The sequence below is a fragment of the Ktedonobacter robiniae genome (assembly GCF_016587375.1).
Classification (GTDB): domain Bacteria; phylum Chloroflexota; class Ktedonobacteria; order Ktedonobacterales; family Ktedonobacteraceae; genus Ktedonobacter; species Ktedonobacter robiniae.
Map to the genome: position 1 here is coordinate 927,744 of NZ_BNJG01000003.1, position 24,553 is coordinate 952,296.

Consider the following 24,553-nt stretch of genomic DNA (forward strand, 5'->3'; position numbering starts at 1 on the left):
CAATCAAGACTATAAGAAGGTGCGCGTATATTAAGGAGTGCCACCAATGGAAACCAGCCCTACTCCGGCTCAACCGCATAACAGTCCTACACCTGAGCGCCACACAGACCAGGATCCCTTTCTGAGGCGCCTGGATATCGACGCAAACGTTCCTCTGCAAGCTACCCAGCCTGTTCATGCCTTGCGCCAGCTCCCAAAAACGCTTACTAAAAGAGACCTGCTAGTGTTCTCCTTGCTCACCGTACTGATGTTTACACCCGTTAGCATAGCAGGCGGTGTAGGGTATGGTGCACTCATCTACTGGCTCCTAGCCTTCCTCATTGTCCTTCCTATCATCATTATCTCACGCTGGCTTTCGCTACGCGTTGCCAGTTATGGAGGACAGTATCGCTGGATTACGGCTCTGGGAGGATCACAATGGGGATCAATTACGGGACTTTTCTTCTGGCTCGCGGGACTCTTCGCTACTATTGCCTCCCTCATAAGTAGTCTGGTAATATTCCAAATATTTGCTTCACCTCTATTTGCTACACCTGTTGAAGAGCTAGAGGGGTTGCTATGCCTCACAGCTATTGTGTTGGGACTCATCTTTATTCCTCTAGGCAAACTCAAATATATTCTTGCAGGTATTCTCATCCTCAATATGCTTCAGATTCTTCTCCTGGGGCTGGCAGGCTATCTCTGGGTCCTCAATGGGCATGCCCCGGCGACAAGTTCAGCTACCATACTGCCAGGGCCGCAGCATATGGAGTTTTTTAGTATCGCCATTTGGGGCCTGCTGGGAGGCGAAGCTCCATACATTATGACAAGCGAAATGAAAAATCAGCATCCTGATAGAGGCCGTAAGGTGGGTAATTTTATCTGGAGGAGCTATGCCATCATCCTCCCGTTCTACCTGTTCTCAACACTAGGCGTTCTCTTATTCTTCGGGCAACAAAACAATCCTATCCCTATACAAACAGGTATTGCTGCGATTCAAAACACCTTCGGGCTAGCGATAAGTAAAGTTGTTCTCATTTTCTTTCTTATCGGTACGACTGGAAAGACTGTGCTGTTCATCACGATGTCCTCACGTCTCCTGTTTATGGCCGCTCGCGATGGGATGTTACCCGAAGGGCTAACGCGCATCAACCGCCAGGGCATTCCCTATATAAGTTTACTGGTTCAGGTAGGGATAACTGCGGCTTTTGTTCTCTTGATGGACCTGCTTCTAACAGGAATATCTGATTTTAATCCAATCAGCACGCAGCACGGTCTCCCTTTCTACCTTTTCCTACGTGCTATTACTACAGTTATCTGGCTTTTGGCCGCCATCCAGGTCTTCGCCATGGTCATTCGTTATATTGTGCATTTAAAAAATCGTTCTCGCCATTCACGCTTAGAGGCCCGTATTAGCGGACGTGAGGGTGCCTGGATTGTAGCTGTTTCATGCTTCGGCATTATCACAATGTTGATTAGCATCGTAGAGATTATTGGCCATTCCTGGGCACCCACGATCTTTTCACAAATGCGCTGGAATTTTACCGTCGTCACCTTTACTCTCATCGCTATTGTCATTGGTTGGCTCTGTGCCGAGATACCGCGGAAACATACCCTGCTGACGACGCTGCGCAAGGTCAATACACGTGAGCAGGCACTCCGCAACCAGTTAGAGGAGGCATATCACGAGCAACAGATTCTCGTTGCCCAGCAGCAGGAGCTTCTCACAGCCGTGGATCAGCTTTATCGTGAAAACGCCCGCGCGGCAGTAACCGATCCCATCACTAGCCTGCCAAACCACCGGGCAGTCATCGCATACATTGACACAGCTCTACGCGAGGCCAGTGAAACGCAGGAATCCATAGCCCTCCTCTTCGTGGATTTAGACCGCTTCAAGCTGATCAATGACAGCTGGGGGCACCCGGCAGGCGATGCTGTCCTGCACGAGGTTGGCATACGCCTGCAAGACACCGTTGGCATAACAAACTTTGTGGGCCGCTACGGCGGCGAAGAGTTTGCAGTCATACTGCGTCACAGTAATGTCTCTGAGGCCGTTCAGATCGCTGAAAAAATTCGTCACAAGATCATGGAAAAACCCTTCATCTGGGATATCGACGAGAGCGCAACACCGGTTGAGCTAACCATTACGGCGAGTATCGGTATCTCCATCTATCCCTATCATGGTGAGACACGCGAAGCCTTGCTTGAGCAGGCCGACCGCGCGATGTACCGCGCTAAGCATAGCGGTCGCAATCGCGTCTGCATCGTCTTCGCGGAAGAGCGCGCTCACCAGATCATTACCGTCTCGGGATTGGGCAGTTTCTCCTCTGAGGAGATCTGCACGGCACGCGCCCTCCTGGCTGCCATGCAAGCGTATGACAAAGAGACATATGAGCACGCGCAACGCATGGTTAACCTCTCGGAGGCCGTCGCCCGTCGTTTACGCTGTGGATCGGAAGAAATCCATAACGTGCGCCTCGCTGCCATGTTCCATGATATAGGCAAGGTCGCCGTTCCAGATAGCATTCTACACAAGCCAGGGCCGCTGAACACAGATGAATGGGAAGTTATTCGACGCCACCCAGACACCGGCAGGCAGATCCTCTCACGCGCCGGCGGGACCTTCGCCATTGTCGCCTACATCATTGGCGCGCATCATGAGCGCTGGGATGGCCAGGGCTATCCTGGTGGCCTGGCCGGCGAGCAGATTCCGCTGGCCGCGCGTATCCTCTCGGTTGTCGACGCCTATGACACCATGATCTCAGGGCGCATCTATCGCAAACCCATCAGCCATGAAGAGGCTTGCGCGGAACTCAAGCACTGTGCGGATACCCAGTTTGATTCCACAGTCGTCGAAGCCTTTTTACAGGTCCTCCAACTGTCTGATGTCACAACCGAGGCCAGCGAACCTTTCCTCCCCCAACACCTGGTCGAAGCCATAACAGAATAGTAAGTCAGGGTACGGAATGAGGATGTGGTTGATGGGCTTCGCCCATCAACCACATCCTCATTCCATACCCTGAGCGCCGCAGGCGCGAAAGGTCAGGCTCTGATGTGCACGGGGCGCAAACCAAATAACAGGACGCGCATAGGAATATCGCGCAAGAAGGGAATGCTAAAGAAGACGCGCATCATCAGCGGAAGGCTGGGTGGCGTTCCCTCCTTCTCCAGGGGCTTCACCAGGCGCTTTTGCAACTTCTGCTGGTGATTTTGAATCAGCTTGACCGGTAGCATGCGAGCACGCTGAATCTGCTCCATATCCGCTGGCTGTACATTCTTAGCCTTCAGCTTATCACCCAGGATATTCGAGGCGGTCACCGCATCCTGCACCGCAAGGTTGATGCCCGCACCCGCAATGGGAGACATGGCATGCGCGGAATCTCCAATCAGCAGCACGCCCGGAGCATACCAGCGCTTAAGGCAGTAAGCCTGGATAGAGAAGACCGAGACCTGCTTCCAATCCTTAATCTCATTGACGCGCTCCTCAAACAGCGGCTCGATATTGGCAATCGAGCGACGCAACGCCTCCAGACCCCGCTCATGCACACGAGCATAGCCCCCCTTAGGAATAGGATATCCAAGCTGCCAGACATCCGGGCGCGGCGAGACCGAGAGAATTCCTTTATCTGACTGGATGACCGTCGCCAGCTCAGGATCGGATGGTTTACGCGAGAGGCGCGTCCAGAGAATATCCATAGTTGGTTCCGCGAACTGAGGCTCCAGGCCTGCCATCTTGCGTACACGCGAGAAACGCCCATCCGCGCCGACAACCAGGTGCGCCTGTATCTCTCCTCGTCCGCTCTGGCCGCGATAGCGCACACCGCATACCTTACCATTCTCCTGCAACAGGCCATCAACCTGGGCGCCCATCAAGACCTGGAAGTGAGGATACTGCTTGGCCTCCTCTATCAGCATCGAGATAAAGTTAGGCTGAGGCAGAATCGTCACATGCGGAAAGCGAATCCGCAGGCGTGAATAATCCGCTAGAGAGATTACCCCCTTCGGCGTCTGCATACTCAGCTTTGAAATCTTGGTATGCGGAATCTTCATAAGCTTCTCAATCAAGCCAAGTTCATACACCACATCCAGGACCGAGGGAAATACGGTATCGCCGCGAAAATCCCGGTCAAAATCCATATGCGATTCAAGCAACACAACAGGAATATTCTGCCGAGCCAGCAGCAAACCAAGCATAGCACCGGCAGGCCCCCCACCAACAATACAACATGATGTCTGTGAGACCGAAACAGATGTATCTAACATATCTCTACTCTTACCTCTCTCATGCCTATTCCTAAATGATGAAGCATAGCAGTCAAGCATGGTACGACACTACTGGATAATTACTATACTTAAGCCCATCATACGCCCATACTTGAAAAGCACTTCATCTATAAAGAGAGGGAGGTGGTGAGGCTGTCCTCACCACCTCCCTCTCTTTATAGATGAAATTAAACACATCTTTTCTGGACAGGGGATATAGTAACAACAGGAGCGGGAACGAAACGCTCCTGAAGAGGCGTAATCCACCATCGAGACAACGTATCCGTATCTTGCTTGCTTACCACTTTGGGGCAGATGCAGCGCACCAGTCGGGCATAACTCCTATGCTCGTCTAGTGCTGCTGCCGCTGTTCCAGCAACTTCACAACAGGGGTCTTAGCGGTAATATCCTGCGCCGCCAGGGGGAAACGCAGGGTAAAGCAGGTCCCCAATCCCACCTCGCTCTCAACTTCCACACTCCCACCCATAGCCTCCGTCATCTCTTTGACAATCGCCAGTCCCAGGCCGGTTCCAGAGGCAGGCTGCTGGCGCGACTTCTCCGTGCGGTAGAAGCGTTCCCAGATGTGAGACAATTCGTCAGCGGGGATACCCTCACCCGTATCTTTGATTTGCAGCACTACCTCTTCATGTGCCAGATCTGCCTGCGCACCGACGGAGATAATACCTCCCGGTGGTGTATGCCGTACTCCATTGTTGAGCAGATTTTGCAGAATCTGCTCCAGCCGGGCCTCGTCAACCACGGCCTGCGGCAGGTTCGCCGCAACCTCGGCGATGATCTCCACACGACTACCACGCCAGGTCAGGGGAGCCAGCACGTCCACAATACGCTGTATTAACACATCCACATGACTGGGGGCACAGCGCAGCTTCAATTTGCCAACCTCGGCCCGCGCCAGGGCAAAGAGGTCATCGATCAATCCCTGCAAGCGTACCGTCTGCTGATTAATAACGTTCAGATCCTGGCGCAACATAGGAGGGGGAACCTCATTCCAGTTGGCCAGGGTTGACTCAAGATAACCACGCATGGTCGCCACAGGCGTGCGTAGCTCATGCGAGACGCTGGCTATCAGCTCCCGGCGCTCATTGAGCAGTTGCGCAACGTTGTCGCGCTCCTTCTGAAGCTCATGCAACGTCTCTTCCAGGTGGGCGGCCATGGCGTTAAAGTCGTTCTGTAGCCGCGCCACCTCGTCCTCGCCCTGCACTGGAATACGGATGCTATAATTGCCCGCGCGCATGGCGCTGGCCGCGCCCACAAGTGTCTCTATGCGCTGCGTAATACGGCGCGCGAAGAAGTTCGAGAAAAGTAAGACAGGCGGCAGCACAAAGACCAGAATCGCCGCGATGGCGCTCCCTGAAAGAAACAGATTCAAGAACAGGTAGAGCGGCAGGTTCTCCGGTTTTGAGTAAGAGAAAGCACTCGCGAATAAAATAAAAAGCGAGAGCACGCCCACTCCAAACATGGGAATCATCATAATAGCATGGGTAAGCGCCCAACTCAAGTGCTGCTTACGCAAGCGATTCCAGGCCTGGAGCACACGAATCGCTGCTCGCAGGAACAGGAAAAAGCTGGCGCTACAGAAAGAGAGGAAGACATCAATAGCAAGCGAAGTTGCCGGAGAATGGGCTACATCAGTGGATCGAAAGCGATCCGCATAGTCAGACCAAATGATCGTGTTCAGACCCGATAATGAAGGGAAAGGGGTCCAGACCAAAAAAACCATCTCAAGGAGGAAAATCACAAGCACACAGGCCGCCATGAGAAATTCGACGCCCACCTGTCTGCGCCAGGGACGCACTTTTGACGTACGCCAGCGCATGGTACTCCAGAACACACTTACGGGGCAATAAAACAGGAAAAATGTGACTGTATTATTCATTAATTGCCCAGGTTCGTCCGCCATCTGCGCACGAAAAAACAGCCACCAGGTAATGATCACTACTGCCTGGATGAGCACCATCTCGAACAAGGCCTGCCAGCCACGCGTCTGAAACCAGAACTCGCGCACCTTCCTGATCAATGTATTTCCCATATCATATGTCTCCAGGCCACAAACTCCAGGTTGCTGACCATTTTACTCTGCTCGCTTTGTAGGGGTCATGCTTGCACGGCCTTACCCAGGGAGTCAAGCATTTCTCTCCCCCAACAAAAGTCCAAGCAAGCGTGGACCCTACACCTTACCTGATGCTCCATTGTGCAGGCGGTAGCCGATGCCCCAGACCGTCTCAATGGAATCGCCCAGTTTGCCCAACTTTTTGCGCAAACGCAAGACGACGTTATCAACCGAGCGATCACCACCAATATAGGTACCACTCCATAGCGTCTCTATGAGATAGGAACGACTAAAGGCGCGCCCGGGGCTGCGCAGCAGCAGTTGCAGCAGCGCGAACTCGGTGGGGCTCAAATCCAGCATCGCACCTTCGAGGGTTACCTCGTGCGTTTGAGGATTGAGGCGCAGGTTGCCCAGGCATAGCTCCTCGCTCGCCACACGGCGGTCCGCGCTAATAGTCAACTTAATCAATTCGGCGCGCCTGAGCAGGGCACGCACACGCGCTACAAGCTCGCGCATACTAAAAGGCTTGGTCAGATAGTCGTCTGCCCCGATCTCCAGCCCTATGACACGATCCGCCTCCTCGCTACGAGCCGTCAGCATTAACACGGGGGTCGCCGAGCTCTGACGCAAGCGTCGTAGTACCTCCAGGCCATTGAGCCGGGGCAGCATCCAATCCAACAAGACCACATCTGGTTGGTGGCGCTCATGTAGATCTAGCGCGCTCAGGCCATCCTCAGCGTGAAATACCTCGTATCCCGCACCCCTCAACTCGCGCATAACAATCGTTGCCAGGTCGTTCTCGTCTTCAACTAGTAGTACCTTCTCCATAACAGGTGCGTCATCCCCTCTATACATGTGCTCTATTATAGCTTTGCCAACTGGACATGAAAATAGCATACAGACCCTACAGAGTATATACCCATAAATTGCGACAAAGTTGCGACAACTTGCATCACACCACCAGACAATTACCCTTTTATAGGTCAAATGACTCTTTCAAGGAAGAAGAAAAGCATCTATACTATTGGCAAAACAATGCATATACGGGATTGTACACAAAAGAGGGAAAGCTAGCATGCAAACCGAGGCACAGAATAATCATCCCCTTGGGCAAGATGCTGGGGGAGAACAAGCTCTCAAGGCTACATCTACAACCAAAGGTAAATTCCGGAAACGTGGCAGCATAGTTTCTCTCATGGCACGTTTCTTGCTGGCGCTGCTTTTCCTTGGCGGCATATACACCTCGCTCCTTCCCTGGGGCCAGGCGACTCTGCGCGCAACCTTTATTCTTCCATCGCTGCTCACGGCTTCAGAGCCGCTACCGCTCACACTTGGGGGCGAAACATTCACTCATACGCAAAAAGTCCTTCCCGCCGAGCATGGTATTCTCTACCTGGATATCTTTACACCCAACACAGTTCCGCTCATCCATGGCGAGCGCCAGGGCGTGCTGCTCTTACCTGGAGTGGGAGACCAGCGCCAGGTGCCACAGCTGATCAATCTTGAGCAGACGCTGGCACGCTCAGGCATCGTTGTCGTGGCAATGACCACCTCGACCCTCTTGCAGGATGATGTCTCTATAGAGGATAGCGCGGACGTGGTGCAAGCCTATCAATACCTACAAGCTCTCCCCGCCTTACAAGGCCAGCGCACGGGCATGATCGCCTTTAGCGCAGGTGTGCCACTGATAACGCACGCGGCGGCGGACCCCCATATTCGCGACCAGGTGGCCTATGTCACCGCCTTTGGTGGCTACTATAACGCCGAGACCCTGCTTGAGACCTTTGGGCGCCGCGCCGTCTCCTACGATGGCAAGACCGAGTCCTGGCAACCAACCGCCTACGCGCTACAAGTACTTGCCAATGTGACCACCGAACAGCTTCCCGTCTATGAGCAGGAACTCATTCGCCAGGCTCTCAGTCAGGATGGCTCACCACTCTCACAAGGAGAACAGGATCAGCTCTCGCCAGAGGGACGCGCCGCCTATCAGCTCCTCAGTGGTACAGCTCCGAACCGGGTCGCACAGAATATGGCCGCGCTAACGCCCGCGATGCACGCGCAGCTCCAGGGCCTCTCAACCAGCCAGATCATCAAAGAGATTCACGCTCCCGTATACCTGCTGCATGATCGTAACGACGCCTTTCTGCCCTTTACCGAGACCCGCGCTTTCGACCGGGATCTCACGCGCCTGCATCATCCACATAACTACGTCGAATTCCATATCTTTGATCATGTCGAAGTGCGTTCCAACCTCAACTTCTTCCAGACCATCGGCGATGGCTCAAAGCTCTTCAACCTGATCAGCCAGGTCTTCCAGGCAGGATAAATTGGGTGATGGGATGTGGATTGTGGAAATGCAGGAGGCATTTCCACAATCCACATCCCATCACTTCGGACAATAGAAAAGAGAGATTACAGATGACAGAACTATCACTGACACTTGGCTGGCTCCTGCTGGGGGCGCTACTGGGTCTGTTGACATGGCTCACCCGGCTGGGACAGCACCACCGCTTTGGCTGGTGGCGCATGACCTTTCTTGGCGCATTCCTGGCGCCCATCAGCGGCTGGGGTGCCTCGCTACTGCTGGGACGCTTCTTCGCGACAGGCGTCGTGCTCTGGCTCACTATTGCTGGCTGCCTGCTCCTGCCGCGCCTAGTACGCATGCAGGGCTGCCAGGGTGCCCAGGCGCGGACTGGTCAACATGGGTAGTTCAATATCGGGACACAAATCGCTCACACCTGCCATAGAGGCCTGAGACAACACCACAACGTTGGCCTCATGAGCATGCGCGCGGTGCTGCGTAGCAATCTTGCCCAGGTAGGTCTGTTGGAGGAGGAAGAGGTCTAAGCCAGGAGGTGGCTAACAACGTTGTTAGCCACCTCCTGGCTTAGACCTCTGAATTCTAGCTCACGCGCTGTGCGAGCTAGAAAAGACGGGCGTTAGGCGCGCTGTGAGCGGGCCGCGACGTGTGTCAGGTGATCGTCGGCATCCTCTTCGGGTGAACCCAGTTGCGCAAGCAGGACGCGATGATCAAAAGTGGTGCGCACTTCATGGATCTGGCCGTCATAAATGACGAAGTTGTCGATGCGTGGGAGGGCGAAGCGCACGCCGCTGGCGGGAATATCGTGGAAATCACGCTGGTGGACACCGCTCATGATGGCATAGGCGGCGACCTTCTCGTCATCGGCGATAATGACCTCAATCTTGAACTGAACGTTCAAGGCGCTACGAATCTCACTGCTGAAGCCCAGGAAACCCTCAGCACCACGAATGCCATCGGGGGGGCCATAAAAGGCAAAGTCCGAAGCCAGGATCTCATTGGCGACCGCGCGGTCACCCTTGCTGAAGACATCTTCGAAGAAACGTTTTACCAGTTGCTCGCTCTGCTCTTTGGACATAAAGCTTAGATACCCTTTCCAGGTACTACCTAATTAAGAAGGTAGAAACACCATACTTCCTTATTGGGAAGAGACAACACTGCCAGGGGCAGTGTTGCGATAGCTCGCGGTATAAGACCACCAGGGGATGCCCACATATCCGGCATCCTCCAGCCCAGCCGCTTCGGCGCACCTGCGCACCATACCAGGCAGGCAGAAATCAGGATCGCAGAGTTGCTCTGTGACCGATACTACACCTCCCACTTTGAGCACACGCGCACACTCGCGGAAGAACGCTACTGGATACGGAAGCTCGCCCACGACCGTCACCAGGAAGACCATGTCAAAGCTTCCCTCGGGCAGAGGCATATGGCAACCATCCGCTTGAATGATCTCCACATTGCCCACCTCTTCCCGCTCCAGGCGCTGGTGCAGCAGTTCAATCATCTTCGATTGCACCTCCACACACGTGACGCTGCCAGAGCTTTTGCCCGCAGCCACACGACGCGCCAGGACGGTCGTGAAGAGTCCCGGCCCCGGCCCGATCTCCAGGACACGCATACCAGGCAGCACGCCAGCGCACTCTACGATGTGCTCCGGGGAGCCAAAGAGTTTGCGCCTGAGCGGGGCATCCAAGTATGGCGCGATCTCAGGGGGCATGGGTTCCGGGTGAAGCCTGCGCCTGATACGGAGAAATACCTGGCCAGTAATAAAAATGCTTACGAGGCATAAGAGCACAATCCCTAACCCTCGTAACCACCTGACTGCAAATAGGCGCATAACTTCCCTTTTCTCAACGAAAACTATTAAAAGTAGAGCAAAGTTATACGAGAGCCTTTACTCATTTTAATATTTTTGCGTATCTCAAAGCGTTCTTATTTCTATTGTAACTCTTCGCTTTTAACTCTATATAGGCATATATCACAACTTTTAGTGCACATTTTTGTCACTAAGTGTGATCGCTTTGTGATTGCTATCTATACTGAAATATAGGAGCAATACAGGTAGCAATTGGAAAGGATAATTTTCGATGAGTAAAGCGTTGCCGGAGCGACCAGAGGTTCAGGAGTTTTCCGCGCAGCAGGAGAACATACATGAGATTAAGAAGACGACCTGTTGTATCGTGGGGGCGGGGCCAGCCGGGGCCTTTCTCGCCCTGCTGCTCGCGCGTCAGGGGGTGCCTGTCATACTACTTGAGGCGCATAAAGACTTTGCGCGCGAGTTTCGTGGCGATACCATTCATCCATCTATTCTGGAAGAGATGCAGAAGCTCGGCCTGGCTGAGCGCCTGCTCCAACTCCCCATACCAGGGCCTATAACGTCCAATTCCATATGGGAGAGAGGCAGCTTACCTTTGACGATTTTCGTCGCCTGAAATCGCCCTACCCCTATATTATGAAGCTCTCACAGGTCAGGTTTCTCAATTTCCTGGTGGAAGAGGCCAGGCAATACCCTCACTTTCAGCTCGTGATGGGGGCGCGCGTCGAGCGCCTGCTGAAAGAGGAGGGAAGCATCCGTGGCGTACGCTATCGCACGCCCGAGGGCGAGGTGGAGGTACAGGCCGTGCTGACCATCGGCGCGGATGGACGCTTCTCCTGGACGCGGCGCCTCGCGCATATGGCGCCCATTACGCTCTCGCCACCACTGGACTTCCTCTGGTTCCATCTCCCACACCATGAGAGCGATCCACACTCTGAAGCAGTCGAACTGCATTTCGCACCCGGCATGTTTATCATCCTCCTGGATCGAGGCGATAAATGGCAGGTCGGTTGCGCCATTAGCAAAGGAACCTATCAGCAGGTGAGGCAGGCGGGCATTGAAGCGCTTCAGCGAGAGGTGGAGAGCTGCGTCCCCTGGTTCGCTGATCGCGTTGAGCACCTGGATAGCTGGAAGCAGGTCTCGCTGCTCTCGATTGAATCCAGCCGCCTGGAGCGCTGGCATCGCCCTGGTCTCTTGCTTATTGGGGACGCGGCACACGTCATGTCGCCCATCGGCTCCGTCGGCATCAATCTGGCCATTCAGGACGCGATTGCGGCGGCCAATATGCTCACCAGGCCCCTGCTAGACCAAACACTCAGCGAGAGCGATCTGGCCGCCGTACAGCGCAGGCGCGAATTACGTACACGTATCGCCCAGGGCTGGGTTGGCCTGATCCAGCAACAGATCGTCAAGTCTCTCAATGCACGCATGCCTTTCCAACTACCGCCAATCGCCCGCCTGCTGCTACGCGCCCCCGTGATTGGTACGATTCCTACGCGCATCACAGCCCTCGGCTGCTGGCAAGAACGCATCAAACCACGCTTGCTGCGACCTGCGTCAAAATTGTAGGGTTCATGCTGGCATGGACTTTTAGGCCGAGCAAGCTCTGCCCCTACACAGCCTGTGTACGCAGTAGCGTACACAGGCATTAGCGAACATGGACGAAAGCCATGAAACTTTACCTCTTTCTTTCCAGCAATTTGTTAGTGCAAACTACTCATAACTAGTTATAAGGTAATTGAATATTTATTTTCTACCGTACTCTATACTTAACTCAACAGGACATAAGAAGCGCGTGACGCGAGATCAAGTCAGATCAGATCTAATATGTTCTTAGTTCTCAGTTCTTAGTCCTTAAATAATAGTAGACGGTATGCATTCAAGAAAGGATTACTACAATGAAACACCTTCGTTCTCAGGATGTCCCAACCGATATCGTTCGCGAGCCAGGTGCCAAGCAGGCCACCATTAAGCGTCTCATTGACACTACCGATGGTGCGGACCGCTTCGTCCTTAGCCTCTTCGAGGTCATGCCCAATGGCTCAACCCCCCCTCACTACCATGAGTGGGAGCATGAAATTTTCATCCTCGAGGGTTCGATGACGCTGCAGTTGCCGCAGGAGAAGCGTGACGTGAAGCTCAACGCTGGCGATGTTATCTTCATCCCTCGCAACGAGCCCCATGGCTTCATTACCGGTAGTGATGAGACCTGCCGCTTCCTGGTTGTCGCTCCCACGGAGCGCCCGCCCATCCGCAACTACTTCCTGACCGAGGAGCCATACCAGTACGAGGAGACCGCTGGTCATCGTCGCTAGTTTCTGGCCCTACTGTCAACTCTTTATATAAATAAGCCTCCTCCTCTCCTCTTCTCTGAGGAGGAGGCCTTAATCCATCTTTTATTCATCCATTAGATCTTATTCGGAAACCAACGCCGCTCTCGCGGCTAGCGCTTCGCGCTCAGGTTTTCCGAAAGGCAACACTCTTATCCGTACCAGAAGCGTCTATGGCTACCCACTGGCTATGCCTTCACATTGTTTGCATTGTTTGAGAGCTACATTATGCCGCAGATTATTGACTTAAGCTTGCCTATTGAGCCCCATCCACGCGACCCAAACTTTGGAGGGATACGCACGACCGATCACACTACGGGTGGTGACCAGATCTGGCGCGCGCTCTTCTTTCCCAAGAAGGCATCCCTGCGCAAGAGGCTCAATGGCTTCCGGCGCTACCTGCGCCTGCGCCATAAGGCGAATCGCCACAGTTTTCCTGATGGCAAGTTTCTCAGCAACGAGGTCTACACGGTCTCGGTGCACTGTGGAGCGCACTTTGACGCACCCTATCACTTCGGTCCCGAATGTGAAGGGAAGCCGGCCCGCCGTATTCACGAGGTCCCGCTTGAATACTGCTTTGGGCATGGCGTTGTGCTGGACCTCTCGCACAAGGACCCCAGGTCCGCCATTACGGTCGCCGATCTGCAAGAAGCCCTGGTGCGCGCCAACTATGAACTACAACCCAAGGATATTGTTCTCATACGCACGGATTCCGATAAATTGTGGCCTCAACCAGAGTATTTCTCGGCTCACCCGGGAATGACGCTGGAGGCGACTCGCTGGCTTGTGGAACGCGGCATCAAGGTCATTGGCATCGATACCAACGGCTTCGATCTCCCCTTCATGGAGATGGTTCAGTCCTATCTCGCGACCGAGGATTCGGAGAAGCTCTGGCCCACACATATGTATGGGCGAGAGCGCGAATACTTCCACATGGAGCGGCTAGCGAATCTGCACCTCCTGCCGAAATCTCATGGCTTCCAGGTTGCCTGCTTTCCCATCGCGCTTCGCGATGCAGGTGCCTCCTGGGTTCGTGCTGTAGCGATTGTGTGATTGTGTAAAAAAGGGGAATCATGGTACTGCAAATTTCCAATCAAGAGCTGCTCGCGCCCTACCTACAGGTACCGATTGCCGCGCCACTCTTAGACATCAACTTTGGCTTTGCCCGAGCCAGGGTCCTTGATACAGCAATTGAGCTCAAGCTCTTTACGCACATCGCGGGGGGAGCACACACCTGCTCCGCGCTAGCCACGGTCGCGAGCTGCAACGCCCAGGCGCTACAGGCCTTGCTCGATGCCCTGGTGGGACTCGAGCTCCTCCAGCGGAAGCGCGAGGCCTACAGCTTAAGTGCACTCGCGGCAGTCTACCTGGTAGAGGGGCAACCGGGCTATATCGGCTCCCACCTGAGCGCGGTCATGGAGCAATGGGATACCTGGGGTAACCTCACCGAGGTCATGCGCACAGGCAAGAAGAAGTTGCGGCGAGACTGGGGTTCACCCGAGGGCCGTGAGCAAGACCCTGGCATGTTCACACACCTCTTCCCGCTGGTCTTTCCGGCAGCCTGGCAGGCCGCCTCACAACTAGATACCGAGCTACAAGGGCGTGTGCTCGATGTCTGCGCAGGCAGCGGGGCCTGGAGCATTGCCACGGCGTTACGCCATCCACAGGTCGAGATCATCGCGCGCGACGAGCCAGGTCTCCTCCCAGACCTACATGAACAGGTCTCACGGTTTGGTCTGCAAGAGCGTATCCTTCTTCAACCCACACAGTTGGAACTACGCTCACTGCCTTCCGAGAGCTTTAGCCTGGTTATTGTTGGTCACGTATGCCGCTTCAAGGGAGCGCGCAAGAGCCAGGCACTCTTACGCGAATGCTATCGTCTGCTCCAGCCAGGCGGAAAGCTGCTCCTCGCCGATATCATGCCTAATGATGAGCGAACCGGGCCAGCGGCGGCCCTGATGATTGGTCTGAGCCTCTTCCTCAATTCCCAGGAAGGCGGCGTGTTCACCACGACCCAGTTCCATACATGGTTACGAGCCACTGGTTTTGAACAGATAAAAGAACTGAGAATAGGGCCACTCCCCTTGCTCTTAGCTTCGAGGTAAAAGAAATGCGCAAAGTTGTCTTGACAGGATTAGGTGTTGTCAGTCCGCTTGGTATCGGCAAAGAACAGTACTGGCAGGGATTATCTGCTGGTCGCAGCGCGACAAAACACCTCTCACAGGTAACCAGTTGTCAGTTGTTTGAGAAATTTGATTTCGCCTCGCAGGTTGTCTCCGAGGTTGATAACTTCGATCCCGCGCAGCTTGGGCTTCCCCGCGAGGTACAGAACCTGGACCGCTTTATCCAGTTCGCAGTCGCGGGAGCCATGCAGGCTGTCGCGGATGCAAAACTTGATGTGAAGTCCATCGACAGCGACCGGGCCGGCGTCGCCCTCTCAACCGCGATCTGTGGCACGCGCCAGATGGAATCAGAGTTTATCAAGGTCACCAACCTGGGACGCGAAGAGATTGATCCCAGCAAGGTTAGTCCCAACCTCTTCCTGGCCTCAATGTCGAATACACCGGGTATTCTGATATCGGCGCTCATGGGCCTGCAAGGCCCCTGCGTGACACTCTCGACCGGCTGTATTGGCGGTCTCGACGCCATTGGCTATGCATTTGAAACCATTCAGAATGGCGACGCGGACATCATGCTCACGGGTGCCAGCGAGGCGCCGATTACGCCGGTAACCATCGCCTCCTTTGAGATCATTCACTGCCTCTCGCAACGCCATAACGACCAGCCACAACACGCCTCCCGTCCCTTCGATGGCAAGCGTGATGGCTTCGTGCTCGCCGAGGGCTGTGGCGTCCTGGTTCTGGAAGAGTTGGAGCACGCTAAACGTCGTGGAGCGCATATCTACGCCGAGATCACAGGCTTCGCCAACACCTCCAACGCCTTGCATATGACCGACCTCCTCTCCGATGGGGATGACCTCGCCCGTGCCATCAATAGCGCGATTGAGCAAAGCGGCATCCAGCCAACAGAGATCGATTATGTCAACGCGCACGCCAGCTCAACGACGCAGAATGATAGCTGCGAGACGAGTGCGATCAAAATGGCCCTGGGCGATCACGCATACAAGATTCCTGTCAATGGCACCAAGTCCATGCAGGGACATGCCCTTTCAGCCGCCAGCGCCATGGAGGTCGTCACCTGCGCCCTGAGCCTGGAGCACCACTATATCCATCCTACCATCAATTATGAAGAGCGCGATCCCCTCTGCGACCTTGACTACGTGCCCAACCAGGGACGCCCCTGGAATGGTGATGTCATCCTCACCAACGCCAGTGGCTTCGCCGGGCTACACGCATCAATGGTTCTGAGAGCAGCACCAGGAGAGAAGTAATGAAAAAGGTTGTCATCACAGGTATCGGGTGTATCACACCCGCAGGAATAGGCATGGACGAGCTATGGAAGCGCGCTCGTTCGGGAGAGGCCTGCACACAAACCATTGACCGTTTCGACCCTGCGCGCTACCAGTGCCAGGTCGCGGGCCAGGCCAACACCTTTGACGCGCAACAGGAACTGCCAGCGCGCACCGTCAAACGCACGGACCGCTTTACGCACCTGGCTCTCGCTACGGTCAACCAGGCCCTGGCAGACGCTCGCCTGAGCGTGGATGCCGAGAACGGCGTCCGCCCGGAGCGCGTCGCTGTCATGGTCGGCAACGTCCTCGGCGGCTGGGAGTTCGCCGAGCGCGAACTGCGCGAGTTGTGGCGCGATGGCGCACGCGAGGTCAGCCCCTACCAGGCCACGGCCTGGTTCCCCGCGGCGCCCCAGGGCAATATCTGCATCAACCTGGGCATCAAAGGGCCAGCACGTACCTTTGTCTCTGACCGTGCCAGCGGCGCCTACGCGCTCATTCATGGCGCAGACGTCATTCGCCGTGGCCAGGCCGACGTGGTTATCGCGGGCGGCACCGAAGCGCCGCTCTCACCCTACGCCTGGCTCTGCTGCCAGACCGCAGGCTATCTCACCCGCCACGGCAACAAGCAGCCAGGTGCGGCCTATCGCCCCTTTGAGCGCAAACACACCGGAACCGTTCTCGGCGAAGGCAGCTCCTTCCTGATTCTGGAAGAGCTGGAACATGCACAGCGTCGTGGCGCGACCATCTACGGAGAGCTCAAAGGCTGGGCGGTTGGTAGCGATGGCTATATCCCGCTCTACACTGTTGAGCCGCATGGCTACATCCTGGCCAAAACCATCCAGAAAAGCCTTCGCCACGCAGACCTGGAGGCTGGACAGGTCGACGCCATCTTCGCTCACGGCTCCGGCATTCCAGTAGAGGATATGACCGAGGTCTACGCCTTCAAGGATACCTTTGGCGCACGCAGCCAGGATGTCCCGGTTACGGCTCCTAAGTCCGCCATCGGGCATATGCTTGGCGCGGCTGCCCCGGCAGACGTAGCCCTGGCCCTACGCGCCATGGCGAAGAAGGAGCTTCCGCCCACTGCCAACCTGGATCAGCCAGCGCCCGGTTTTGACCTGAACTTCGTGCGCGGCAATGCCCAGAAGCTGGAATCCTTCCAGAACACCCTCGTCGTCTCACGCGGATTTGGAGGAGTGAACGCATGTATGGTAGTGAGCGCCTGGCCGACAACCGTGGCCTGATCCAGATACAAAACATTCAAGCACCCATGCAATCGCTCGCACTTCTGCCAACCATACAGGCTCTTGGGGTAGACCTGGTGCATATACAACGCATGCAGGATATCTACAATCGCTGGGGCGAGCGCATCCTGGTCAGGCTCTTTACTGACCAGGAGCGCCACTCCTGCCAGAACGCCAATGGCTATGGCTATCGCTGGCGCTCGCTGGCAGGCCGCTTCGGCGCTAAAGAGGCCGTCAAAAAGATCCTGGCGAGCCAGGGGCAACTGGTGGGGCTGAATGAGATCGAGATCCTGAATGGGACGTATGGCGAGCCATATATCAGGCTTCACGGGCGTGCGCAGGCCGCATTCGAGCACCTGGGATACACCCGCCTGATGCTCAGCATCTCACACGATGCAGGCATGGCCATCGCCACTGTGATTGCTTCATAGTAAAAGGGAGGTGCAGGAGGGAAACCCTCCTGCCGGGGCGTGGGGTGTCCCCACACAATTCCCCTGTTTACGTTGTAAACAAATTACTAACGAGAAAAGGGATAGAAACTATGAATATTCGTGCGGAACTTCTCCATGTCATGCAAGACCTGCACATTGATATTAGCAAGGTGACGCCCACAACCAGACTAAAAGATGATCTGGATATGGACTCCACCGAGATCGTCGAGATGGCGGTCGCGCTTGAGAAGCGCCTCCCTCTCACGATTGATGACGCCGCTCTGGGTAAATTACAGACCTTTGCCGACGTAGAAAAATTCCTGCAAGCCCTCATGGACAAACAGGTAGCCGTTTCCTAATCGCCAATTAAACAAACATAAAAATATAATATGGAGGATTACAACCATGCCACGCATTCAAAACAGCATCATTATTTGCAAAGACCCGCAGACCGTCTTCGACATCACCAACGACATCGAGCGCTGGCCCATTCTCTTCAACGAGTACCACGGCGCGAAGATCCTTAATCGCGAGAGCGAAGGCCGCTACACCCGCTTGGTCTTCCAGCTCACCAATGCCGAGGGCAACACCTGGCGCTCTCAACGCCTGTTAGACCGCCAGCAAATGGTCGCCACCGCTGAGCGCGAAGAGCCACTCTATCCCTTCGCGTACATGCACTTGAAGTGGACCTGCGAGGCCGCGCCAGAGGGTACAAAGATGACCTGGACCCAGGACTTCGAGCTCGATCCCAAATATCCCGATCCCCTGCCCGTCGTGCTTGACCGCATGAACGCTCACACCGTAGAGAACCAGCAGAATATCAAAGAGAAGATCGAGTCTGGACAGGCGGAGAAGCTGGCAGCAGAGGCCACGCGCTAACTCAACCAATTCCACGTCACGTGGTGTGTGGTAAGTCCATGGCAGCCTGCAGCCGCCATGGACTTACCACACACCACTAAAAAGCGAGCGCCGCAGGCGCGAGAAGTCAATAAAGCATACATGGCATCATCGAATATTTTGCAGTAAGAGGTGAGTGGGAGGGAATGTGAAAACGTCTTAATTGCAGTATCCTCAGACGGATCGAAGGAGGAGTCCGAGAGCTCAGCATTCGCTTCCCGCATCCAACCTCTATCTGCGGGAGCAGCATAACATGGAAAAGCCAAAGATGTCAATTGGTTTTGCATTAAGGAGTAGAAAAGTGTTTGATGCTACCTTAAAGTTAAATGCTCAGGTGCCTAACACCATTTATAGAAAAAGCGTGGCGGAGGTCGAGGTACAAAACCTGGCGAAGCGTTATGGCAAGCTAGAAGCGGTCAAAGGCATCACTTTTGGCATAAATAGAGGAGAAATTTTTGGGCTTCTCGGGCCAAATGGCGCAGGCAAAAGTACCGTCATCAATATGATGTGTGGCTACCTACGTCCCACCGCTGGCGATACCTACATTCGCAATCTCTCCGTCAAAAAGAAAGGCAGAGCCGTCAAATATCACATCGGCGTCGTGCCACAGGAGCTTGCACTATATAGTGATTTAAACGCCCTGGAAAACCTGACCTTTTTTGCCAAAATGTATGGCATTCCTGACCAGCAACGTAAGAAGCGTGCCGAAGAGGTTCTCAACTTTGTGGGACTCTACCAGCGGCGCAAAGATACGCCGAAGCATTTCTCTGGCGGCATGCAGCGCCGACTCAATATCGCCATTGCCTTGATGCACAGTCCATCCTTCCTGCTCATGGACGAGCCAACCGTCGGAGTAGATCCGCAATCGCGCGAGCACATCTTTGCAACCATCGAGCGCCTGCGCGACCAGGGAACAACCATTCTCTACACAACGCACTATATGGAAGAGGCCGAGCGCCTCTGCCAGCGTATCGCGATCATGAATGAAGGGAGCATCATCGCTATAGGCACATTGCCCCAGCTACTTGCCCGGCTAGAACCAGAACGCACTATTCAACGACCAAGAGGACTACAAGAACTCTTTATCCAGCTTACAGGCAAAACGCTACGGGACTAGACTGAAAGAACAATTCTATGAGAACGCTCTGGCATATCGCGAAAAAAGACCTCTTGCAGGTTATTAAAGATAAACACTCGCTCATTCTGCTACTTCTCGTCCCGCTTTTGCTGATCAGCATTATGGGCAGTGCCTTTGGCAGCGCCTTCAGCAACAACGCATCGGTAGAGTTTATGGTTGCCGTCAACAACCAGGACAGTGGGCGCGTAGGGGATACTATTATCAAAACCTTGCAAGGAACCAATAGCAGCTTCAAACTTAATGTGAAGGGATATAGCACTTCCCAGCAAGTCTTACAGCAGGTAGAGAACGAAAAAGCGGTCGCAGGCATCATAATCCCCACGGGGACCTCGCAGAAGCTCCAGGATGCCGCCAGCAAAGGCCAAACGCCGAACAACATCATTCAGTTCTACACCCGCCCTAACAGCAGAGATGAACGCAGTACCTTCACGCAACAGCTCGTCACCGGTGTCATCAATCGCCAGATCGACGCCCTTTACGCGGGGAGCGCCGCCGTTCAGCAGGTGCAAGCTGTCTGCCAGCAGCCAGCAAATACCTGTAATTATGCAACTATCAAACCTGAAGCCATCAGTAAAACGGTTGGGGAAGCCAGCCAGACAAGTAAAAATATAAGCCTGGTGCAAATGCTTACAACGGGGAGCGCACCCAAAAGCAACAACTTCGACCAGTTGCTGCCGGGCTTCGCGGTACTCTTCGCGCTGTTTGGTCTCAACTCGGCTGCGTCCACCATTCTCCAGGAGAAGGAAGAGGGAACATTTCGTCGTCTGCTGATTGCCCCAGTTCCCAGGTATGCCCTGCTTGGTGGTAAGCTTATCGCCCAGTTTCTGCTCACACTCCTACAATTGAGCGTACTCTTTACAATTGGCTATTACGTGTTCAAGCTCAACATTGGCTCCTGGCAGGCCATCGCGCTCCTGCTGGTCAGCACCAGTTTCGCGACCACGGGTCTCGGCATGTTACTCGTCTCAATCGTCAAATCGAGGAGACAGCTCACACCCATTGTCACGCTGACTACGCTGGTAACGTCCGCCATTGGCGGCTCCTGGTGGCCGCTCTGGTCGGAACCGCAATGGATGCAGCAGATAGCCAAAATTGGCATCACGGCCTGGGCCATTGATGGGCTAAACGGAGTCATGATCTTCGGAAAAGGCCTCTCCGAGGTGCAGTTCAATATCCTTGGCCTGCTTGGGTATGGCCTGATCTGCTTTTTCCTGGCCTTGCGCCTCTTCCGTTTCCAGGAGCAAAGCGCGTAGACGAGCGTTGCAAGCAAACTCTTCTCATCGTCAACTTTGCGCGTGTTCGACAGAGGAAGAGCCGATAATTATTTGAGCTAAGCTCAAATAATTATCGGCTCTTCCTCTGTATCTGTAACCTGTCCAAAGAAGTACTCCCTCAATTTTGCTGAGCCACGCTGGCCTGCTCACGCTCCCCGTGCCGCGATGTCCTCTCGCTCGTGCTCAGATCCGATCTCAGACCGCTCTCACTCACACCACAAGGACTCACCACATACGCGAAGAAACAGAATGGGAAACAAGCCGTACGATCATTAGTACTGCTCCGCTCCACCTGTTACCAGGCGTCCACGCGCAGCCTATCCACCAGGTCTTCTTCCTGGGATCTTGACTCTTCTTGAGAGTGGGAAAAGTTATCTTCGGGTCGGCTTCGCGCTTAGATGCTTTCAGCGCTTATCCCTTCTTGACGTAGCTACCCAGCTCTGGAGGAGGCCCCCCAACTGGCGCACTAGCGGTCAAGCCATCTCGGTCCTCTCGTACTGAAGATGACTCCCCTCACTTTTCCGACGCCCACGACGGATAGAGACCGAACTGTCTCGCGACGTTCTGAACCCAGCTCGCGTGCCGCTTTCATGGGCGAACAGCCCAACCCTTGGGACCTACTCCAGCCCCAGGATGCGACGAGCCGACATCGAGGTGCCAAACCTTGCCGTCGATGTGAACTCTTGGGCAAGATAAGCCTGTTATCCCCGGGGTAGCTTTTATCCGTTGAGCCACACTCCTTCCACACGGGAATGTGGGATCACTAAGCCCGACTTTCGTCCCTGCTCGGCCTGTACGCCTTACAGTCAAGCTCCCTTGTGCCTTTACACTCTACAGAGGGTGATGTCCATCCACCCTGAGGGAACCTTTGGGCGCCTCCGTTACTCTTTGGGAGGCGACCGCCCCAGTCAAACTACCCATCTGGCCCTGTTCACGTCCCGGATCACGGTGACGTGTGAGACACAAACCATGGTGAGAGTGGTATTTCACTGCTGCCTCCCTCACCCCCACAAGGATGAGTTCTTCGGCTCCCACCTATGCTACGCACACCATACTTCGTTTCCAGGCCAAACTGTAGTAAAGCTCCACGGGGTCTTTTTGTCCTGTCGTGGGTAACCCGTATCTTCACGGGTACTTCAATTTCGCCGAGTCCTCTGTCGAGACAGCGCTCAAGTCGTTACTCCTTTCGTGCGGGTCGGAACTTACCCGACAAGGAATTTCGCTACCTTAGGACCGTTATAGTTACGGCCGCCGTTCACCGGGGCTTAGATTCGTGGCTACGCACACCACTCCTCGTAACCTTCCGGCACTGGGCAGGAGTCAGCCCCTATACTTCCGCTTTCGCGTTCGCAGAGACCTGTGTTTTTGGTAAACAGTCGCTTGAGCCGATTTCTTGCAACCTTCTCACCATGTGTGCAAGCACACACAGCTACGCAGGCACCCCTTCTTCCAAAGGTACGGGGTTAATTTGCCGAGTTCCTTAACAGAGGGTCGCTCGATCACCTGGGGAGATTTCCCCCTGCCTACCAGTGTCGGTTTGCGGTACGGGCGGAACAGTTTCTGGCGAGAGGCTTTTCTTGACGGCCTGGGGACCAATGACTTCCGCACCCTCGCGGGCGCTCGGCCTCAGTGTCACGCATAATGTGTCCGGGATTTTCCTCGGTCACGCGCTTCAGCAGAGGCACCGATCCTGTCCATTCGATCGGCTCACCTTCCCTACCGCGTCCCCCCATTGCTCATAACGAAATGTTCCGGTGCAGGATTCTCTGACCTGCTTTCCATCGCCTACGGCATGACGCCCTCGGCTTAGGGCCCGACTCACCCTGGGACGATTGACGTTGCCCAGGAACCCTCAGGCATTCGGTGTGTCTGGTTCTCGCAGACATTGCGCTACTCATTCCGGCATTCTCACTTCTCTTACCTCCACCAGTCCTTACGGTCTGGCTTCTCAGGCGTCGAGAACGCTCCCCTACCAATATAGGTAGTCCTATATTCCACGGCTTCGGTACGATGCTTTAGCCTCGATACGTTGTCGGTGCCATTGCACTCGACCAGTGAGCTATTACGCACTCTTTAAATGGTGGCTGCTTCTAAGCCAACATCCTGGCTGTTTGGGCGCATTGACCCCCTTTGACACTGAGCATCGATTTGGAGACCTTAGCCGATGGTCTGGGCTGTTTCCCTTTTGACGACGAAGCTTAGCCCCCGCCGTCTCACTCGCGATAAACACGTAGTGGCATTCGGAGTTTGAGTAGGGTTGGTAACCCGCACAGGGCCCCTAGCCTATCCAGTGCTCTACCTCCACCACGCTCTTGGTCGCGGCTGTACCTCAATACATTTCGGGGAGAACCAGCTATCTCCGTGTTCGATTAGCATTTCACCCCTACCCACAAGTCATCCCCCAGTTTTGCAACACTGGTGGGTTCGAGCCTCGACGGACTGTTACATCCGCTTCACTCTGCTCATGGGTAGCTCACACGGTTTCGGGTCGCATCGCCGCTACATACCCGCCTGTTTGAGACTCGGTTGCCCTCTGGCTCCCCAGCTTTAGCGCTGGTTAACCTGCAACGTGCGATGCACTCGCCGGATCATTCTACAAAAGGCACGCCATCAGCCCTTGGTGCCTCGTGGCACAGTGGCCTCTGACTGCTTGTGAGTACGTGGTTTCAGGGACTCTTTCATCCCCCTCTCGGGGTACTTTTCACCTTTCCCTCACGGTACTTGTTCGCTATCGGTCGCTGAAGTTCTTTAGCCTTGGAGGGTGGTCCCCCCAGCTTCCCACAAGATTGCACGTGTCTCGTGGTACTCAGGATGCCAACCACGCTCATGTCCTCGTCCTCTACGGGACTCTCACCCCCTCTGGTGGCACCTTCCAATGCCTTCGAGTAAGCACATGATCGCTACTGTTGGTCCTACAACCCCGCCTATTCACGAAGAATAGATGGTTTGGGCTCGTCCCGGTTCGCTCGCCACTACTACGGGAATCTCGGTTGATTTCTCTTCCGCAGGCTACTGAGATGTTTCAGTTCACCCACGATCCTCCATATCGCCTATGTGTTCAGCGATAGGTCTCCAGACATGACTCTGGAGGGGTTGCCCCATTCGGATTCTCAGGGCTCATCGCTTGGATGCAGCTCCCCCTGAATGTTTCGCCGGTCTCCGCGTCCTTCATCGGTCTTCAGCGCCAAGGCATCCACCTCGTACTCTGTTTCGCTTGTTCTGCCTTGTCTGCTTCTTCTTGTGTTAACCCTTGTTGTATGGGATCTCGGTCTTCGTTCTTCACTGTCACGAGCTTCGAATGACTCACGTCACGGTTGGGCACTTGCATGCCAACGTGCTCGCTCAGCAAAATTGAAGGATACTTCTTTGGTTGTTCAG

Annotated in this window: 18 protein-coding genes, 1 rRNA gene and 1 pseudogene; 14 read left to right on the plus strand and 6 right to left on the minus strand. The window is 54.8% G+C overall.

The features are described 5' to 3' along the window. Positions 1-46: 46 nt before the first annotated feature. Positions 47-2,929 (plus strand): amino acid permease, encoded by a 2,883-nt coding sequence (locus tag JMJ04_RS36705; RefSeq protein WP_201375319.1) that lies wholly within the window; start codon positions 47-49, stop codon positions 2,927-2,929. Between the two features lie 92 nt (positions 2,930-3,021). Here the strand turns inward: JMJ04_RS36705 and JMJ04_RS36710 are convergent, their stop codons facing one another. The 3 genes from JMJ04_RS36710 to JMJ04_RS36720 form a co-directional block, all read right to left on the minus strand. After that, complete coding sequence (locus JMJ04_RS36710; RefSeq protein WP_201375320.1) at positions 3,022-4,242, minus strand: FAD-dependent oxidoreductase; 1,221 nt, start codon at positions 4,240-4,242, stop codon at positions 3,022-3,024. A gap of 352 nt (positions 4,243-4,594) precedes the next feature. Continuing rightward, entirely contained in the window at positions 4,595-6,292 is a 1,698-nt protein-coding gene (locus JMJ04_RS36715) for a sensor histidine kinase (protein ID WP_201375321.1), read from the minus strand. A 138-nt stretch (positions 6,293-6,430) separates the two neighbouring features. Beyond that, a complete protein-coding gene (locus JMJ04_RS36720; protein WP_236038857.1) occupies positions 6,431-7,141 on the minus strand; it encodes a response regulator transcription factor in 711 nt (236 codons plus the stop codon). A 247-nt stretch (positions 7,142-7,388) separates the two neighbouring features. On the opposite strand from JMJ04_RS36720, the gene JMJ04_RS36725 reads away from it, so the two are divergent. Both JMJ04_RS36725 and JMJ04_RS36730 read left to right on the plus strand, forming a co-directional pair. Then, a complete protein-coding gene (locus JMJ04_RS36725) occupies positions 7,389-8,639 on the plus strand; it encodes an alpha/beta hydrolase family protein (protein ID WP_201375323.1) in 1,251 nt (416 codons plus the stop codon). Between the two features lie 92 nt (positions 8,640-8,731). Then, positions 8,732-9,022, plus strand: a complete 291-nt coding sequence (locus JMJ04_RS36730) for a hypothetical protein (protein WP_201375324.1) — start codon at positions 8,732-8,734, stop codon at positions 9,020-9,022. A 230-nt stretch (positions 9,023-9,252) separates the two neighbouring features. Here the strand turns inward: JMJ04_RS36730 and JMJ04_RS36735 are convergent, their stop codons facing one another. Further along, positions 9,253-9,711: an ester cyclase gene (locus JMJ04_RS36735; protein ID WP_007919155.1), complete on the minus strand. Its 459-nt coding sequence runs from the start codon at positions 9,709-9,711 to the stop codon at positions 9,253-9,255. A gap of 60 nt (positions 9,712-9,771) precedes the next feature. Beyond that, positions 9,772-10,470, minus strand: a complete 699-nt coding sequence (locus JMJ04_RS36740; RefSeq protein ID WP_201375325.1) for a class I SAM-dependent methyltransferase — start codon at positions 10,468-10,470, stop codon at positions 9,772-9,774. Between the two features lie 250 nt (positions 10,471-10,720). Between JMJ04_RS36740 and JMJ04_RS36750 the strand changes: the two are divergent. The 11 genes and pseudogenes from JMJ04_RS36750 to JMJ04_RS36800 all read left to right on the plus strand — a co-directional run bounded on the left by JMJ04_RS36750 (position 10,721) and on the right by JMJ04_RS36800 (position 21,154). Continuing rightward, positions 10,721-12,018: pseudogene (locus JMJ04_RS36750) on the plus strand (FAD-dependent oxidoreductase). Positions 12,019-12,347: 329 nt separating this feature from the next. Beyond that, on the plus strand, positions 12,348-12,764 hold the full coding sequence (locus JMJ04_RS36755) for a cupin domain-containing protein (protein WP_007919161.1): 417 nt from the start codon (positions 12,348-12,350) through the stop codon (positions 12,762-12,764). Between the two features lie 243 nt (positions 12,765-13,007). Next, on the plus strand, positions 13,008-13,832 hold the full coding sequence (locus tag JMJ04_RS36760; RefSeq protein WP_201375328.1) for a cyclase family protein: 825 nt from the start codon (positions 13,008-13,010) through the stop codon (positions 13,830-13,832). A 20-nt stretch (positions 13,833-13,852) separates the two neighbouring features. Then, positions 13,853-14,884: a class I SAM-dependent methyltransferase gene (locus JMJ04_RS36765; protein ID WP_201375329.1), complete on the plus strand. Its 1,032-nt coding sequence runs from the start codon at positions 13,853-13,855 to the stop codon at positions 14,882-14,884. Between the two features lie 5 nt (positions 14,885-14,889). After that, entirely contained in the window at positions 14,890-16,170 is a 1,281-nt protein-coding gene (locus JMJ04_RS36770) for a beta-ketoacyl-[acyl-carrier-protein] synthase family protein (RefSeq protein WP_201375330.1), read from the plus strand. Continuing rightward, entirely contained in the window at positions 16,170-17,435 is a 1,266-nt protein-coding gene (locus JMJ04_RS36775; protein ID WP_201375331.1) for a beta-ketoacyl-[acyl-carrier-protein] synthase family protein, read from the plus strand. The genes JMJ04_RS36770 and JMJ04_RS36775 overlap by 1 nt, the downstream gene beginning before the upstream one ends. Next, complete coding sequence (acpS, locus tag JMJ04_RS36780) at positions 17,396-17,866, plus strand: holo-ACP synthase (RefSeq protein WP_201375332.1); 471 nt, start codon at positions 17,396-17,398, stop codon at positions 17,864-17,866. Before JMJ04_RS36775 ends, acpS begins: the two co-directional genes overlap by 40 nt. 110 nt (positions 17,867-17,976) lie before the next feature. Beyond that, the gene (locus JMJ04_RS36785) at positions 17,977-18,225 is read left to right on the plus strand and encodes an acyl carrier protein (protein ID WP_201375333.1); all 249 of its coding nucleotides are present in this window, start codon (positions 17,977-17,979) and stop codon (positions 18,223-18,225) included. Between the two features lie 46 nt (positions 18,226-18,271). Further along, positions 18,272-18,745 carry an SRPBCC family protein gene (locus tag JMJ04_RS36790; RefSeq protein WP_201375334.1) on the plus strand — a complete coding sequence of 158 codons (474 nt, stop codon included), beginning with the start codon at positions 18,272-18,274 and terminating at the stop codon, positions 18,743-18,745. 319 nt (positions 18,746-19,064) lie between these two features. Continuing rightward, a complete protein-coding gene (locus JMJ04_RS36795) occupies positions 19,065-19,880 on the plus strand; it encodes an ABC transporter ATP-binding protein (protein ID WP_201375335.1) in 816 nt (271 codons plus the stop codon). Between the two features lie 17 nt (positions 19,881-19,897). After that, positions 19,898-21,154: an ABC transporter permease gene (locus JMJ04_RS36800; protein ID WP_201375336.1), complete on the plus strand. Its 1,257-nt coding sequence runs from the start codon at positions 19,898-19,900 to the stop codon at positions 21,152-21,154. Positions 21,155-21,427: 273 nt separating this feature from the next. Here the strand turns inward: JMJ04_RS36800 and JMJ04_RS36805 are convergent. After that, positions 21,428-24,395: ribosomal RNA gene (locus JMJ04_RS36805) — 23S ribosomal RNA — on the minus strand. Between the last annotated feature and the right edge of the window lie 158 nt (positions 24,396-24,553).